The organism is Tsukamurella ocularis (assembly GCF_024807615.1).
Taxonomy (GTDB): domain Bacteria; phylum Actinomycetota; class Actinomycetes; order Mycobacteriales; family Mycobacteriaceae; genus Tsukamurella; species Tsukamurella ocularis.
Genome location: NZ_JANUCJ010000005.1, coordinates 48579 through 63278 on the forward strand (window position 1 = coordinate 48579; position 14700 = coordinate 63278).

At 71.8% G+C, this 14700-nt stretch carries 13 protein-coding genes; 3 read left to right on the forward strand and 10 right to left on the reverse strand.

The genetic code is table 11. The annotated features are described in order from the left end of the window. Window position 1: 1 nt before the first annotated feature. The 3 genes from whiA to rapZ form a co-directional block, all read right to left on the reverse strand. Entirely contained in the window at window positions 2-979 is a 978-nt protein-coding gene (gene whiA, locus HNP44_RS19045; RefSeq protein ID WP_259144606.1) for a DNA-binding protein WhiA, read from the reverse strand. Window positions 980-1042: 63 nt separating this feature from the next. Then, window positions 1043-2005: a gluconeogenesis factor YvcK family protein gene (locus HNP44_RS19050; protein WP_259144520.1), complete on the reverse strand. Its 963-nt coding sequence runs from the start codon at window positions 2003-2005 to the stop codon at window positions 1043-1045. Beyond that, the gene (gene rapZ / locus HNP44_RS19055; RefSeq protein ID WP_164711730.1) at window positions 2002-2859 is read right to left on the reverse strand and encodes an RNase adapter RapZ; all 858 of its coding nucleotides are present in this window, start codon (window positions 2857-2859) and stop codon (window positions 2002-2004) included. Before rapZ ends, HNP44_RS19050 begins: the two co-directional genes overlap by 4 nt. Before the next feature lie 185 nt (window positions 2860-3044). Between rapZ and HNP44_RS19060 the strand changes: the two genes are divergently transcribed. The 3 genes from HNP44_RS19060 to HNP44_RS19070 all read left to right on the forward strand — a co-directional run bounded on the left by HNP44_RS19060 (window position 3045) and on the right by HNP44_RS19070 (window position 6218). After that, window positions 3045-3518, forward strand: coding sequence for a M15 family metallopeptidase (locus HNP44_RS19060; RefSeq protein ID WP_374758809.1), 474 nt, complete (start codon window positions 3045-3047; stop codon window positions 3516-3518). A gap of 74 nt (window positions 3519-3592) precedes the next feature. Beyond that, window positions 3593-5566, forward strand: a complete 1974-nt coding sequence (locus HNP44_RS19065) for a gamma-glutamyltransferase family protein (protein WP_259144519.1) — start codon at window positions 3593-3595, stop codon at window positions 5564-5566. A 67-nt stretch (window positions 5567-5633) separates the two neighbouring features. After that, window positions 5634-6218 carry a DUF6928 family protein gene (locus tag HNP44_RS19070; protein ID WP_259144518.1) on the forward strand — a complete coding sequence of 195 codons (585 nt, stop codon included), beginning with the start codon at window positions 5634-5636 and terminating at the stop codon, window positions 6216-6218. On the opposite strand, the gene HNP44_RS19075 is transcribed toward HNP44_RS19070, so the two are convergent. The 7 genes from HNP44_RS19075 to HNP44_RS19105 all read right to left on the reverse strand — a co-directional run bounded on the left by HNP44_RS19075 (window position 6209) and on the right by HNP44_RS19105 (window position 14664). Beyond that, the gene (locus tag HNP44_RS19075; RefSeq protein ID WP_259144516.1) at window positions 6209-7270 is read right to left on the reverse strand and encodes an ABC transporter ATP-binding protein; all 1062 of its coding nucleotides are present in this window, start codon (window positions 7268-7270) and stop codon (window positions 6209-6211) included. The genes HNP44_RS19070 and HNP44_RS19075 overlap by 10 nt on opposite strands. After that, window positions 7267-8796, reverse strand: a complete 1530-nt coding sequence (locus tag HNP44_RS19080; RefSeq protein WP_374758815.1) for an ABC transporter permease — start codon at window positions 8794-8796, stop codon at window positions 7267-7269. Before HNP44_RS19080 ends, HNP44_RS19075 begins: the two co-directional genes overlap by 4 nt. Further along, the gene (locus HNP44_RS19085) at window positions 8793-9839 is read right to left on the reverse strand and encodes an iron ABC transporter substrate-binding protein (protein ID WP_374758810.1); all 1047 of its coding nucleotides are present in this window, start codon (window positions 9837-9839) and stop codon (window positions 8793-8795) included. Before HNP44_RS19085 ends, HNP44_RS19080 begins: the two co-directional genes overlap by 4 nt. A 106-nt stretch (window positions 9840-9945) precedes the next feature. Continuing rightward, window positions 9946-11013, reverse strand: a complete 1068-nt coding sequence (locus tag HNP44_RS19090; protein ID WP_259144514.1) for an SLC13 family permease — start codon at window positions 11011-11013, stop codon at window positions 9946-9948. Then, window positions 11010-12992, reverse strand: a complete 1983-nt coding sequence (gene uvrC, locus HNP44_RS19095; RefSeq protein WP_259144513.1) for an excinuclease ABC subunit UvrC — start codon at window positions 12990-12992, stop codon at window positions 11010-11012. The genes HNP44_RS19090 and uvrC overlap by 4 nt, the downstream gene beginning before the upstream one ends. A gap of 53 nt (window positions 12993-13045) precedes the next feature. Beyond that, entirely contained in the window at window positions 13046-13396 is a 351-nt protein-coding gene (locus tag HNP44_RS19100; RefSeq protein ID WP_259144511.1) for a hypothetical protein, read from the reverse strand. Window positions 13397-13461: 65 nt separating this feature from the next. After that, the gene (locus HNP44_RS19105) at window positions 13462-14664 is read right to left on the reverse strand and encodes a hypothetical protein (protein WP_259144510.1); all 1203 of its coding nucleotides are present in this window, start codon (window positions 14662-14664) and stop codon (window positions 13462-13464) included. Between the last annotated feature and the right edge of the window lie 36 nt (window positions 14665-14700).

The following is a 14700-nucleotide window of genomic DNA, read 5'->3' on the forward strand; positions in this document are numbered from 1 at the left end:
CTCAGCCCTCGTCGAGCATGTCCGCGGTGACAGCGGACTCGGTGTCGGGCACCCCGTCGGTGGCGGCGCGCTTGTCCGCCATGGACAGCAGGCGGCGGATCCGTCCGGCGACGGCGTCCTTGGTCATGGGCGGGTCGGCGAGCTGCCCCAGTTCCTCGAGCGAGGCCTGACGGTGCTGCACGCGCAGCGAGCCCGCCTGCGCCAGGTGGTCGGGCACGTCGGGGCCCAGGATCTCGAGTGCCCGCTCGACGCGCGCCGCGGCCGCGACGGCGGCCCGGGCGGAGCGACGGAGATTGGCGTCGTCGAAGTTCGCGAGCCGGTTAGCCGTCGCCCGGACCTCGCGCCGCATACGGCGCTCCTCCCAGACGAGGCGCGTGTCGTTGGCACCCATGCGGGTGAGCAGCGCGCCGATGGCCTCGCCGTCGCGGACGACGACGCGGTCGGCGCCGCGCACCTCGCGGGCCTTGGCGGTGACGCCGAGCCGGCGCGCGCAGCCGACGAGGGCGAGTGCCACCTCGGGGCCCGGGCACGAGACCTCGAGCGCGCTCGAGCGGCCGGGCTCGGTGAGCGAGCCGTGCGCCAGGAAGGCACCGCGCCACGCGGCCTCGGCGTCGTGCACCGAGCCGCCGACGATCTGCGAGGGCAGCCCGACGACCGGCCGGCCGCGCATGTCGAGCAGACCTGTCTGCCGGGCGAGCGCTTCCCCATCCTTGACCACGCGGACGATGTAGCGCGCTGCCTTGCGCAGGCCGCCCGCGCTGAGCACGTGCACGTCCGAGTTGTAGCCGTACAGGTCGAGGATCTCCTTGCGGAGCCGCCGGGCGGTGATCCCCGTGTCGACCTCGGCCTCGACGATCACCCGGCCGCCCTGGATGTGGAGGCCCCCCGCGAAGCGCAGCAACGAGGCGACCTCGGCGCGGCGCGCGCTCACCTGGGTGATGGAGAGCCGGCTCAGCTCGTCCTTGACCTGGGATGTCAGCGCCACAGCTGGACCCTCCTAGGGAAAATGTCGACTACATCGGATGGGAAAGGAAAAGGTTGACTATTCGCGGTCCGAGAGTTCACTGTAGGCCACTTTCGCGATCGCGGCTGCCAGTGCCTCGGGGTCGTGCTGGTGCGTCCCGGGCATGCCGACGTCCACGAAGTGGGGCGTCGCACCGAGGAGCGCGGTGGCGCGGATGAGGTGCTCGCGCTCGGTGCCCGGGGGCACTGTCCGGGCGTCGACGAGGACGTCGTCGAAGCGCAACCCGTCGGCGTGGGCGGCGAGCACGTGCAGGTGTCGCTCGGGCGAGTAGCCCCCCGTCTCCTCGGGCTCGGGTGCCAGGTTCAGGATCAGTACCCGCCGGGCCGACGTACGCCGCAGCGCGTCCATCTGCTCGGGCACGAGGACGTGCGGGATGACGGAGCTGAACCACGAGCCGGGGCCGAGCGTCACGACGTCGGCGGCGAGGATGGCCTCGACCGCGTCGGCGCACGCCTCGGGATGCGCGGGCAGCAGCCGGACGCGGCGCACCTGCCCCGGCGTCACGGCCACGGCGACCTGCCCGCGGATCACGCGCGACAGCCGCGGGTCGTCCTCGAGCCCGGTCACATCGGCTTCGATCCGCAAGGGCCCCGGCACCATCGGCAGCACCCGGCCCTGGACGCCGAACCGGTCGGCGATCGCGTCCAGGGCGTCGACGGGGTCGCCCAGGACCTCGCACAGCCCGGCCAGCAGTAGGTTCCCGACGGGGTGTCCGGCCATCGCGCCGCCGCCGCCGAAACGGTGCTGCAGGATCCCGGCCCAGAACTCGCCGCGGTCGTCGTCCGGCATGAGAGCCGCCAGCGCCATGCGCAGGTCGCCGGGCGGGATGATGCCGAGCTCGCTCCGCAGCCGGCCCGAGGATCCGCCGTCGTCGGCGACGGTCACGATGGCGGTGATCTCCGCACCGAGGGCGCGACCCGCGCGCAGGGTCGCGAACAGACCGTGGCCACCGCCGAGGGAGGCCAGTTTCAAGGCCGTCATTCGAGCCCCAGATCCCGGTGCGCGGCACGGACTTCGATGCCCGGCCGGCCCGCGAGCCGGCGCACCAGCTCCTCGGTCATCGCGACGCTGCGGTGCTTGCCGCCGGTACAGCCGATGCCCACCGTGAGGTAGGTCTTGCCCTCGCGCCGATAGCCGGCGAGCAGCGGGTCGAGCAGCTGCGCGTAGGTGTCGAGGAAATCGGACGCGCCGGGCTGCCCCAGCACGTACCCCGAGACCTCCTCGGTCAAACCGTTGAGCGGACGCAGCTCGGGCACCCAGAACGGGTTCGGGAGGAAGCGCACGTCCAGCACCATGTCCGCGTCCAGCAGGATGCCGTTCTTGAAGCCGAAGGACTCGACGGTGACGGTGATCGTGCCCGAGCGCAGCGTCCGGAAAGAGTTCTCGATCGTCTCGCGCAGCCGGGCGACCGAGAGCGTCGAGGTGTCCAGCACCAGGTCGGCGGTCGACCGGATGGGCTGCAGGATCCGGCGCTCCGCGGCGATGCCCTCGGCGAGCGTGCCGCTGCCCTGCAGCGGGTGCTTACGACGCACCTGCTCGAACCGGCGGATGAGGGTCTCGTCGGAGGCGTCGAGGAACAGTACGCGGGGCTCGATATCCTTCTCCGCCAACTCCCGCCGGATGTTCGCGAAGTCACCGGTGAAGGTGCGGCTGCGCACGTCGGTCACGATGCACAGCCGGTGGATCCGCGACTCGTCGGCCAGCGAAATGTCGACCATGTTGCTGATCAGCGCGGGCGGCAGGTTGTCGGCGACGTACCAGCCGAGATCTTCGAGGACCTTGGCCGCCGTGCCGCGGCCGGCCCCGGACAGGCCGGTCACCAGGAGCACGTCCATGGGACCGTCGCTGCGGTGTTCGCCGACGGTCCGTTCCTCGGCTCGGTCGTCCGGATTCCCGGTCGGGCGCACGGACCCTCCTCCTGGCTCGTCGGTACTGCTCCAGCCTAGCCACCGCAGCAGCTTCCCGCGGTGGTCTCGGCGGGCCGTCCACTCGCGACCGCCGACCGCCTAGAGTCATCGTCGTGTCCGTCCCCCGTACCGCCACCCTGACCGCCGCAGCCCTCGCCGTGGCGGCGTCCGTGCTGGTGGCTCCCGCGGCGTCGGCGGACACGGCGCCCGGCACCGCGGGTCTCGATCCGGCCCTCGCGGAGGCCTACTCGGCGGCGTACCGCGCCGCCGCCGCGAACGGTGTGGTGCTCAGCATCACGTCCGGCAAACGCTCGTGGAGCCAACAGCAGTGGCTGTGGGAGGACGGGCTCGCCCGGTACGGCTCCCCCGCGGCGGCGCGCCGCTGGGTGCTCCCGCCCGCCGAGTCCCCGCACGTCGCCGGCGAGGCGGTCGACGTCGGCCCATGGCGCGGCGCGGCATGGCTGCAGGCGAACGGGAACCGGTGGGGCCTGTGCCGCACCTTCGACAATGAGTGGTGGCACTTCGAACTCGCCACGTCCCCGGGCAGTGCCTGCCCGCCGATGGTGCCCGACGCCTCCTACCGCTGACGTCTCGGCGAACCCTTCGCGCGGCTCATGGGCCGGTGCTAGGTTTCGATGACCCGATTCTCGTGGAGGACGTCATGCTCCGTCTCAGGTCGGCGGCCGCGGCCGCAGTCGTCATTCCCCTCGCGCTCACGGCGTGCGGTACTTCCGGTTCGGATGGCGGACCGTCCGGCGGACCGTCGTCCGTGACGATCGCGGCGGGCGGATGCGACGCCGCCAGCCCGACGGGCACGATGTACCGGCCCTCGGCCACGGCGTCGCCGACCGGGCCGCGCGACATCAGCACCAACCCGGAGGGCGCGTCCGGGTACCGGTCCGGCCTGCCCGTCACGCACACCAAGGACTACGGCGTCGCCACCGCGAACCCGATCGCCACGAAAGCCGCCTGCGAGGTGCTCGCGCAGGGCGGGAGTGCGGCCGACGCCCTCGTGGCGGCGCAGACGGTGCTCGGCCTCGTCGAGCCGCAGTCCTCCGGAATCGCCGGCGGCGCCTTCCTGCTGTACTACGACGCGAAGTCGAAGAAGGTGCAGGCGTACGACGGCCGCGAGACCGCACCCGCGAGCGCCGACGAGAACTACCTCCGGTGGGTCTCCCCCGAGGACCGGACGGAGCCCAAGCCCGACGCCCGCTCGTCCGGCCGCGCCGTCGGCGTGCCCGGCGCGCTGCGACTGTTGGAGGCCGTCCACGGCGAGCACGGCAGCAAGACCTGGCGCGAGCTCTTCGACCCCGCGGTGAGGATCGCCGACGACGGCTTCGAGATCAGCCCGCGCCTGGCCGGCGCGATCGCCGACGAAGCGAAGAACTTCGCCAACGACGCGGACCTGCGGGCCTACTTCCTCGAGCCCGACGGTGCGCCGAAGAAGGCCGGCGTCAAGCTCACCAACCCGGCGTACGCGAAGACCCTGGGCGCCATTGCCTCCGAGGGCGCCAAGGCCTTCTACACCGGGCCGATCGCCGAGGCGATCGTCGCCTCCGTGCGCGATACGACCGGCGGCCGCACCGCCGGCACGATGACCGTGCAGGACCTCGAGCAGTACGCGGTGAAGACCCGCGAGGCGGTGTGCACGCCCTATCGCGACCGCGAGCTGTGCGGCATGCCCGCACCCTCGTCGGGCGGGATCACGGTGGCGCAGGCGCTCGGCATCCTCAACTCCTTCGATCTGTCGAACCTCGGTCCCGCCGCGGTGCACGGCGGCGATCCGGGGCCCGACGGCGGCATCCCCACCGCGGAGGCCATCCACCTGATCTCCGAGGCCGAGCGCCTCGCCTACGCGGACCGCGACAAGTACATCGCCGATCCCGACTTCATCCCGCTGCCCGGAGGCTCGCCGGCAGCGCTCGTCGACCCGGCGTACCTGGCGGGCCGCGCGAAGCTCATCGACCGGAACAAGACCATGGGCACAGCGAAGCCCGGCGAGTTCGCCACCGCCACACCGGGCGTCACGACGACGCCCGAGCACGGCACCAGCCACATCACGGTGCTCGACAAGGCCGGCAACGTCGCGTCGATGACCACCACGATCGAGTCGGCCTTCGGCTCGTACCGCATGGTCGACGGCTTCCTGCTGAACAACCAGCTCACCGACTTCTCCGCAGAGCCCGCCGACTCCGCGGGCCTACCGGTGGCGAACCGGGTACAGCCGAACAAGCGCCCGCGCAGCTCGATGTCGCCGACCATCCTCTTCGGCCGCGGCGCGAACGGTGCGCGCGGCGAGGCGATCGGCGCGCTCGGCTCCCCCGGCGGCGCGGTCATCATCCAGTACGTCATCAAGACGATCATCGGCCTCACCGACTGGAAGCTGAACCCGCAGCAGGCCGTCGGCCTCGCGAACTTCGGCGCGGCGAACACGGCGAAGACGAACGTGGACAGCGCGCACCCGACGCTGAACACCGACGAGGGGCGCAAGGTCGTCGAGCAACTCCGAGCGCTCGGACACCAGCTGAACCTCGCGCCACAGGTGTCGGGGCTCTCCGCGATCGTCAAGCAGGGCGAGGTGTACGAGGGTGGCGTCGATCCACGCCGCGAGGGGGTCGTCCTCGGCGGCAGCTGATCCGAGCCCCGGAGCCCACTGGCCCGGTCCAAGCGCCGCGCAAGGCACCGCGCCTACGCTCCCCGGCATGGGAATGAAGTGCAACTTCGTCGTCGCGTGCCGATCCGATCCGGCGGAACGGCTTCGGAATCTGCCACCGCTGGACGTCGAGGCGAGCGACGCCTTGGCGACCGCGGTCCTCGGCAAGCGTTCTTGGGGCCGATCGCGCCGATCGCACCGGAGAGGTGATCTCCTTGTCGACGTCTACCCCGAGGACGGCGAGATCGCGGTGGCGGTCTACGGCGACCTCGTCATCGTCGCCAGCGACGATGTTCTGTCCTGGTTCGAGCAGACCGTCGAGGGCTGGGGCGTGGCGCTGATCGACGGCTACGACGCGGACGTGTTCGTACTCCATTCCGTCGTCGACATGGGATGCTTCGCCGCCTGGCGCCGCGGAGAACTGATCCGGTCGTTCGCCGGCTCGAGTGACGACGGGGTGATCGTGGACGAGGGCGGAAGGCTGCCGTTCGAGCGCGTCCTCCACGGTGAGGACGACGATTTCGGCTGGATCACCGAGCACGCCATCCTCGATCGCCTCGGGTACTGCTACGAAGGTCCGTACTCCGCTGACAACCTCGATCCGGCGACGGTGCCCCTCCTCGTCTACCGCTGAGCCGCGGGCGATTCGAGAATCACGGCCTCCCCCACCACCTGCAGCCGCACGCCATCGCCTGGCGCGGGCAGTTCGGTGCTGGGATGCCGGATCTCGATGCTCGTCCCGTCGGCGAGGCTCAGCCCCACGGTGGCGTCCGGACCGAAGAACTCGACCCGGGTGACGGTGGCGGGCACGCCCTCCCCCGCAATCCGGATCTGCTCGGGGCGCAACAGAAGCGGCACCGGGCCGGGCGCCGCGGCACCGTCGTTCCCGGCGACGCGGATCCGCCCCAGCACCGTCTCGGCGGCGGCACCATCGAGCGCACCGTCGAGCACGACGACGTCGCCGAGGAACCGCGCAACGACCTCCGATGCGGGGCGCGCGTAGACGCCGGCCGGCGGGCCGACCTGTTCCAGGGCGCCGCCGCGAAGCACGGCCACCTGGTCGGCGAAGGAGAGCGCCTCCGCCTGGTCGTGGGTGACGAGGACCGTGGTGATGCCCGCGGCGCCGAGGACGTCGGCGACGGCGGCGCGGGTCGCGACGCGCAGGCCCGCGTCGAGGGCGGAGAAGGATTCGTCGAGCAGCATGATCTGCGGCGCCCCGGCGAGCGCCCGTGCCAGCGCCACGCGCTGCTGCTGACCGCCGGACAGCTCGTGCGGATAGCGCCGGGCCAGAGTGGGATCCAGCGAGACCGTCTCCAGCAGCTCCGCGACCCGCCCGGCTGCGGCGCGCCGGCGCACCGGCAGCGATGCCCCCATCCCGAAGGCGATGTTGCGCGCGACCGAGAGGTGCGGGAAGAGCGCGCCGTCCTGCGCGACGTAGCCGACGCCCCGCCGGTGCGCGGCGACCCATGCGGCGTCCGAGGCGAGGTCGCGGTCGCCGAGCCGGACGCTCCCGGCGTCGGGCCGAGCGAAGCCGGCGACGAGCCGGAGCAGCGTCGTCTTCCCCGAACCGGAGGGCCCGACGACGGCGGTGATCGAGCCCGCGGCCACCGTCAGGTCGACGTCCCGCAGCACGGTGTCGGCGCCGTAGCGCTTGGTGAGACCGCGCAGGGCGAGTTCGGCGCTCATGCGGCTCCTCTCGTCCGGGTGGTGCGTCCGGCGGCCCGTCGGGACTGGCGGAACAGCAGGTAGGTGGTGGGCAGCGACAGGAGCACCATCGCCATGGCGTAGGGCGCAGCGCCGGGATAGTCGATCTCGCTACTGCGCGCCCAGAACTCGGTCGCGAGGGTGCGGGTTCCGTTGGGCGCCAGGATCAGCGTCGCCGTCAGCTCGTTGGTGACGGCGAGGAAGACGAGGGCCGCGCCCGCCGCCGACGCGGGCGCGGTGAGGCGGAGGGTGATGCGCGCGAAGGCGATCGGGGGCGGCGCGCCGAGGGCGCGGGCCGCCTCCTCCAGCGAGACCGGCGCCTGGGCCAGGCCCGCACGCAGGCCCACGGCGGCGCGCGGCAGGAAGAGCAGCACGTAGGCGAGGATCAGCACCGTCGCGCTCTGGTACAGGTCCGGTACCGCGCGGATCGAGACGGTGACCAGCGCCAGGCCGATGACGATGCCGGGCATCGCGCTGCTGACGTAGGTCGAGGCCTCCAACGTCCGGGTGATGCCGTTCGGCCGGCGCACGGCGAGGTACGCGAGCGGGAACGCGGCGGCGACGGTGAGCACGGCGGTCGCCGCGCCGTAGCCGAGCGAGGTGCCGAGCGCCTCGAGGAGGTCCGCGGGCACCGTCTGCGCGGCGCCGCGCACGGTCCACCGGACGACGAACCACAGCGGGAGCCCGAGGGCCGCGCCCACGAGTGTTAGGAGCGCGACCTGTGCGCCGGCCTGGTAGCGGCCCAACAGGATCCGCTCCGGCGTCGCGACCGCGCCCGAGCCCACCCGGGCATACCGGGCGTGGCCGCGGGCGGCGACCTCGGCGACGAGCAGGAGCAGGCACAGCAACGCCAGCACCCCGGCGAGCATCGACCCCGCGGCACCGTTGAAGGTCGACTGGTACTGGACCATGATCGCGGTGGTGAAGGTGTCGAACCGGATCATGGCGAACGCGCCGTACTCGGCGAGCAGGTGCAGCGCCACGAGCACGGCGCCGCCGAGCGCCGCGAGCCGCAACTGTGGGAGGACGACTCGGACGAACACCGCCCACCGCCCGAGGCCGAGCGCGGCGGCAGACTCCTCGAGCGCGGGGTCGAGTCGGCTCAGTGCCGCCGCGACCGGGATGTAGACGAGCGGGTAGTAGAACAGCACCGCGATCAGAACGCCCGACCACAATCCGCCGAGCGACGGGATCGCGGAGACCCAGCCGTAGCTGCCGACGAACGCGGGGATCGCGAGCGGCGCGGCGAGCAGCAGCGACCACGCCCGGCGGCCCCAGAGCGTGGTCCGCTCGACCAGCCAGGCGCCGCCGACGCCGAGGATCACACTGAGCGGCACCGCGATCACCGTGAGTAGGACGGTGTTGATGAGGAGCTCGGCGACGCGGGGCCGGAAGACGAGCCGGACGGATTCCGCCCAGCCGGTGTCGATCGTCGTATACACGACGAAGCCCAGCGGCACCGCCGCGACCGCCGCGAGGGCGGCGGCCGCGAGGGTGAGCAGCCTCAGAGCAGGCCCGCCTCGGTCATCAGGGTCACGACCTGCGGGCCGTTGAGGGTGGCCGGGTCGACGGTCGGCGCCTGCAGGTCCGCCATCGGGACGAGCTTCGCGTTGGCCGGGACGCCGGAGGCCACTGGGTACTCGAAGGACGTGCCCTTCTCGAGCACCTCCTGGCCTGCTTTGGAGGTGATGAACTTGAGCAGTTGCTGGGCCTGCCCCTGCTTCTTCGACGACTTCAGGACGCCGCCGCCGGAGATCGAGACGAAGGCGCCCGGGTCCTGGTTCTTGAAGTAGTGGGTGCCCACGTTGCCGGAGTTCTCGCCGGTCTTCGCCTGGTCGCCGTAGAAGTAGTAGTGGTAGATGAGGGCGGTGTCGACCTCGCCGGCGTTGACGGCCTTCATGGCGGCGCCGTTGCCCTTGTACTCCTTGGCGTTCTCCTTCATCGCCTTCAGCCAGTCCTTCGTAGCCTGCTCGCCCTTGAGCTGCAAGTAGGCCGAGACGATGGCCTGGAAGTCCGCGCCGGACGGCGACGCGCTCCAGCGCCCCTTCCACTCCGGCGTCGCGAGGTCGGCCATCGACTTCGGCAGCTGCTCGGGCGTCACCTTGCGCTTGTCGTAGACGAGCACCGTCGAGCGGGCCGCGATTCCCGTCCACTTGCCCGTGGACGGCTTGAGACCGTTGTTCACCTGCGCGAGCGTCGCCGGGTCGACGTCGGCGAACAGCCCCTTGTTCTCGACCTGGGTCATCGCGGGCGAGTTCTCGGTGAGGAAGACGTCGGCGGGTGAGCGGTCGCCCTCGGCGATGATCTGCTGCGCCAGTTCGGAATCCTTGCCCTGGCGGATCGTGACCTTGATACCCGTCTCCGCCGTGAACTTCTCCACCCACTCCTTCGCAAGGGTGTCGTGCTGGGCGTTGTAGAGCGTCAGTTCACCGCCCGCGGAGCTCGAGCTCGACGGTGCAGCACCGTCGCCACTCGACCCGCAGGCCGTGATCGTGAGGGAGGCCACCGTCACCAGTGCGGCCGCCAAAGTGGAGCGCTTGCGCAACGACATCGTCGAATCCTTTTCTTGAGCAACGAAATCACTCACGACGGGCGAGAGTAAGGCGACGCTACACTAAGCCAGACGAGATGGGGAGCAACCGGACATACCTGACGCGTCAGAGAACCAGGACCGCGGCGACCGTCGCGGGAACGGCGAGCAACAGGCCGTGGAACGCGAACCGTCGGGCGGAGATCCGCACCCCCGCGCGGGCGCACCGCTCCCGCCAGAGCAGCGTCGCCAGCGAAGCCCACAGCGTCACGATCGGCGCCACCCCCACGCCGATGAGCAGCGCCATGAGCCGCAGCGGGTCGCCGGCGGCGACGGGCTCGAGGGCCAGGTACGCGGGCAGGTTGTTCACCCCGTTCGCGGCGAGCGCCCCGACGCCCGCCACCCGCAACAGGTCCGACGGTGCCGCGCCCGCCCCCGCGACCTCGCGCAGGACACCCTCCAGCCCCAGTGCGAGGAGCACCTGTACCCCGGCGAAGACGGCCGCCAGGATCAGCACCATCCGCCACGGCACCACGATCTCGCGGAGCCGCTCCGGCGCGCGAACGGCAACGGCGCCGGCCAGGACGATCGCGGCCATCGTCGACGCCCCGGCGGGCGAGACCCCGAGCGCGAAGGCCGGCCCCAGAGCGAGGCAGACGGCCGCCGCGACGCCGAAGAGGACCCGGTCAGCGGGCGCCGCGAAGTCGGGGATCTCGTACCGGCCGCGCAGGTCCCGGCGGTGCAGCAGCCACAGCACGACGACGGTGACCGCGATCGCCGCCAGCGCGGGCCGCCAGGAGAGCGCGACGTACGCCCGCACACCGCCCTCGAGGTGGTACACCGCGAGCAGGTTGGTGAGGTTCGAGACCGGCAGCAGCAGCGAGGCCGTGTTGGCGAGCCAGACCGTGGTCATCGCGAAGGGCAGGGGCGCCAGCCCGAGCCGCGACGCTGCTGCCAGCACGACGGGTGTCAGCAGCACCGCCGTGGTGTCGAGGCTGAGCACGATGGTCGCCACGCAGGCGGCTGCCACCGTGCACAACCACATCAGCGGTACGCGGCCCCGGCCGAGGCGCGCGGCGAGCACGCCGAGCGCGTCGAACACGCCGGCCAACTGCGCGATCTCGGCGACCACGGTGATCGCGAGGAGGAAGACGAGCACGGGCGCGACCTGCGCCGCCACCTCAGCCACGTTCACGCGCCGTCGGTGCGCAGGCCGTCGAGCACTGTGCGGGCCGTCGTCATCCCGATCCCGGGCACCTCCACGATCTCCTCGAGGCTGGCCCCGCGGAGCTTGGTGACCGAGCCGAAGTGCTGCAGCAGCGCGGTCTTGCGGGTGTCACCGAGGCCGGGAATCGCATCGAGGGCGCTCGCGGTCATCCGCTTGGACCGCTTGCTGCGGTGGAAGGAGATCGCGAACCGGTGCGCCTCGTCACGCACCCGCTGCAGGAGGAACAGCGCATCCGAGCTGCGCGGCAGGATCACCGGGTCCTCGTCGCCGGGGACCCACACCTCCTCGAGCCGCTTGGCGAGCCCCACCACTGCCACGTCGGTCACGCCGAGCTCGTCCAGCACTTCCTGCGCGGCGGCGGCCTGGGGAGCCCCACCGTCGACTACGAAGAGGTTGGGCGGGTACGCGAACCGTCGGGGGCGCCCCGTCTGTGGGTCGAGCGCTGCCTCCGGGGCGAGGTCTCCCCCGTTGTCGTCTCCGTCGGCATCCTCGACCTTCCGGGCGTCCGCGCGGTGGCGGAGAAAGCGGCGTCGGGTGACCTCGGCGATCGACGCGACGTCATCGCTGTGGCCGTCGCCCGCGGCTTCCTTGATCCCGTAGTGCCGGTAGTCGGACTTCTTCGCCAGTCCGTCCTCGAAGACCACGAGGGAGGCCACCACGTCGGAGCCCTGGATGTGGCTGATGTCGACGCACTCGATGCGCAGGGGCGCCTCGTCGAGATCCAGCGCGTCCTGCAGTCCCTGTAGCGCCGCCGAGCGGGCCGTGAGGTCCCCCGAGCGTTTGAGCTTGTGCTGGTGCAGGGCCTCGATGGCGTTGCGCTCCACCGTCTCCATGAGGGTGCGTTTGTCGCCGCGCTGCGGAATGCGCAGCGAGACCCGGGCTCCGCGCAACCCGGTGAGCCAGTCCTGCAGCTCGTCCGCGTCGTCCGGCAGCACCGGCACGAGGACCTCGCGCGGCACGGGATTGACCGCACCGTCGCCCGACTGCTCAGCGCGCTCGACCTCCTCGCCGTAGAACTGGGTGACGAACTGCTCCAGCAGCTCGGCGTGCTCGTTCTGCTCCGCGTCTCCCGGTTTTTCGACGACCCAGCCGCGCTGCCCGCGGACGCGGCCACCGCGGACGTGGAAGATCTGCACGGCGGCCTCGAGCTCGTCGGCGGAGAACGCGATGACGTCGGCGTCGGTACCGTCGCCGAGCACCACGGCCTGCTTCTCGACGGCCTTGCGCAGGGCCGCCACGTCGTCACGCAGGCGCGCGGCCCGCTCGAAGTCGAGGTCCTCGCTGGCGGAGAGCATATCGTTCTCGAGTTGTTTGACGAGGTTGTCGGTCTTGCCGGCGAGGAAGTCGCAGAAGTCCTCGACGATCTGTCGGTGCTCCGTGGCCGTGACCCGCCCGACGCACGGCGCGGAGCACTTGTCGATGTAGCCCAGCAGGCACGGACGGCCCATCTGGTTGTGCCGCTTGAAGACCCCCGCCGAGCAGGTGCGGGCCGGGAAGACCCGCAGGAGCAGGTCGAGCGTCTCGCGGATGGCCCAGGCGTGGCTGTAGGGGCCGAAGTAGCGCACGCCCTTGCGCCGCGGGCCGCGGTAGACGTACAGCCTCGGGTACTCCTCGTTGAGAGTGACCGCGAGCATCGGGTACGTCTTGTCGTCCCGGTAGCGGACGTTGAACTGCGGGTCGAACTCCTTGATCCAGTTGTACTCGAGTTGGAGGGCCTCGACCTCGGTGCCCACGACGGTCCACTCGACGGACGCCGCGGTCGTGACCATCTGGTAGGTCCGCGGGTGCAGGCCGAAGACGTCGGCGAAGTAGGAGTTCAGGCGGCTACGCAGCGACTTCGCCTTGCCGACGTAGATGACGCGGCCGTGCTTGTCCCGGAACTTGTACACGCCGGGCTGCGTGGGGATGGTGCCCGGTGCGGGACGGTAACTCTGCGGATCGGCCACCCTTCCAGATTAGGACGGGCGGCCGACAAGTTCGGGTGCGGGCGGGCCGAGGTTCAACCGATGGGGATCCAGATCGGCCCGATCCAGAAGCCCCAGTGGTTGCGCCCCTGGTCCCAGACCGGGGTGTGCCAGGCACCCTGCCGGTAGACGGGCCCGGGCCGCCAGTTCGGGTTCTGCCCGTTCGGCCGCGGTGCGACCTGGCGGGGCACCTGGTTCGGTGCCGGCCGGGCGGCCGGCTGCGGCGTGGGCCTCGCGGCGGGGCGAGCGCCCTGCCCGACGCCCGGGGCACCGGGCTGGCCGGGATTCGGCGCCGCGGCGGCGGTGCCGGCGCCGACGGTGGCGACACCGCCGACCGCGGTGGCGCCGAGGAGTGCGGATCCGATCATCTTCTTCATCGTCGTCATACGAGAAGCCTGACCGCCGCACCTGCGCGCCGGCGTGGGACGGCCTGCGCGTTCGCTGGGACTCGTCAGGCGGTCACCGTGGGCTCGGCGGCGCTCCCGGCAGGACGACGGGGCGCGCGGGGACGCCGCGGGACCATGCTGCGCGAGGCGAGCAGGTCGTCGGCGGCCAGGCCGAACCGGCGGCGGTAGGCCTCCGCATCGATGCTGTGCACACCGAGGTGCGGGACGAGCATCGCCACCCACAATCCGCACAGGTGACACTGGACCCGGTCGCCGTCGTCCTCCAGCCGTCCCGCGCACGAGCGCAACAGGTCGCCGAGGGCATCGACGTAGTCGTCGTGCGCCGCCATCCGGTCCACGAACTCGGCGACCCGCTGGTCCGTGGCGTCTATACGGGTGCGGAACTGCGACGGGCTCAGGTGCTCGAGGACGCTTCGGCGCAGCTCGAGGTAGTGGTCGAGCAGTCCCTCTCGCTCCATCGCGTGCTCGAAGGCGGTGCGCGGGGCGGCATGCCCGTCGTGCTCGGTCCGGGCGCCCCACCGCGCCCGCGTGCGGGCGGGGCCGCGCCGCCCGCTGATCCGGCCGTGAGCGGCGACGTGGTTGTCGACGCTCGCGAACCACAGCCCGCATGCCGGGCACTGTTTGAGCGCGCCGCCGGGGGCGCTGACGGGGGACGGCACGGTGAACGCCGTCGGGTCGTGGCTCCACGCGTCGATGATCGCAACCGTCACCGACGCGGCATCGGTGCCCACGCGGTCCGCGAGCCGGCTCGGCCCGAGACCGTTGGCGGCGGCCCAGTTGGCGGCCTCGGCCCAGCTGCCCCAGGGCGCATCCGGGGGCAGTTCGGTCAACGGGACTCCACGGCCCGGCGGCGGGGCATCCGATGAGCGTTCCAGGGCGTTCGGAGAGGCCCGTGGGTGTAAGGGTCGACCGCTCTGCCGCAACGGTTCGACGGCCCGCTGCCGGTTGGGGTGCCGAGGGCGGGGCGCAGAGGAGCGCTGACGACCCCGACGGTGCACGACGCGGTGCGCCTCGACGTCCGAGAACCAGATCCCGCACTCGGGACACTGCTCGACGCCAACCGGCGGCACGGTGGCGGGCGGCCGGGTGAACAGGTCGGGGAACCGCGTCCACTCGTCGGCGATGGCCAGCAGAGCGTCGATCCGGCTGACCCCTTCGCGCTGCGCGATCGCGCCCACGCCGAAGCCGCCGGCCGCCGCCCAATTAGCAGCGGCGACCCAGCGTGGACCGTGAGACTGCTCGGGCATGTCTTTCAGAATGCATCATTGTGTCAACCCCAGGTG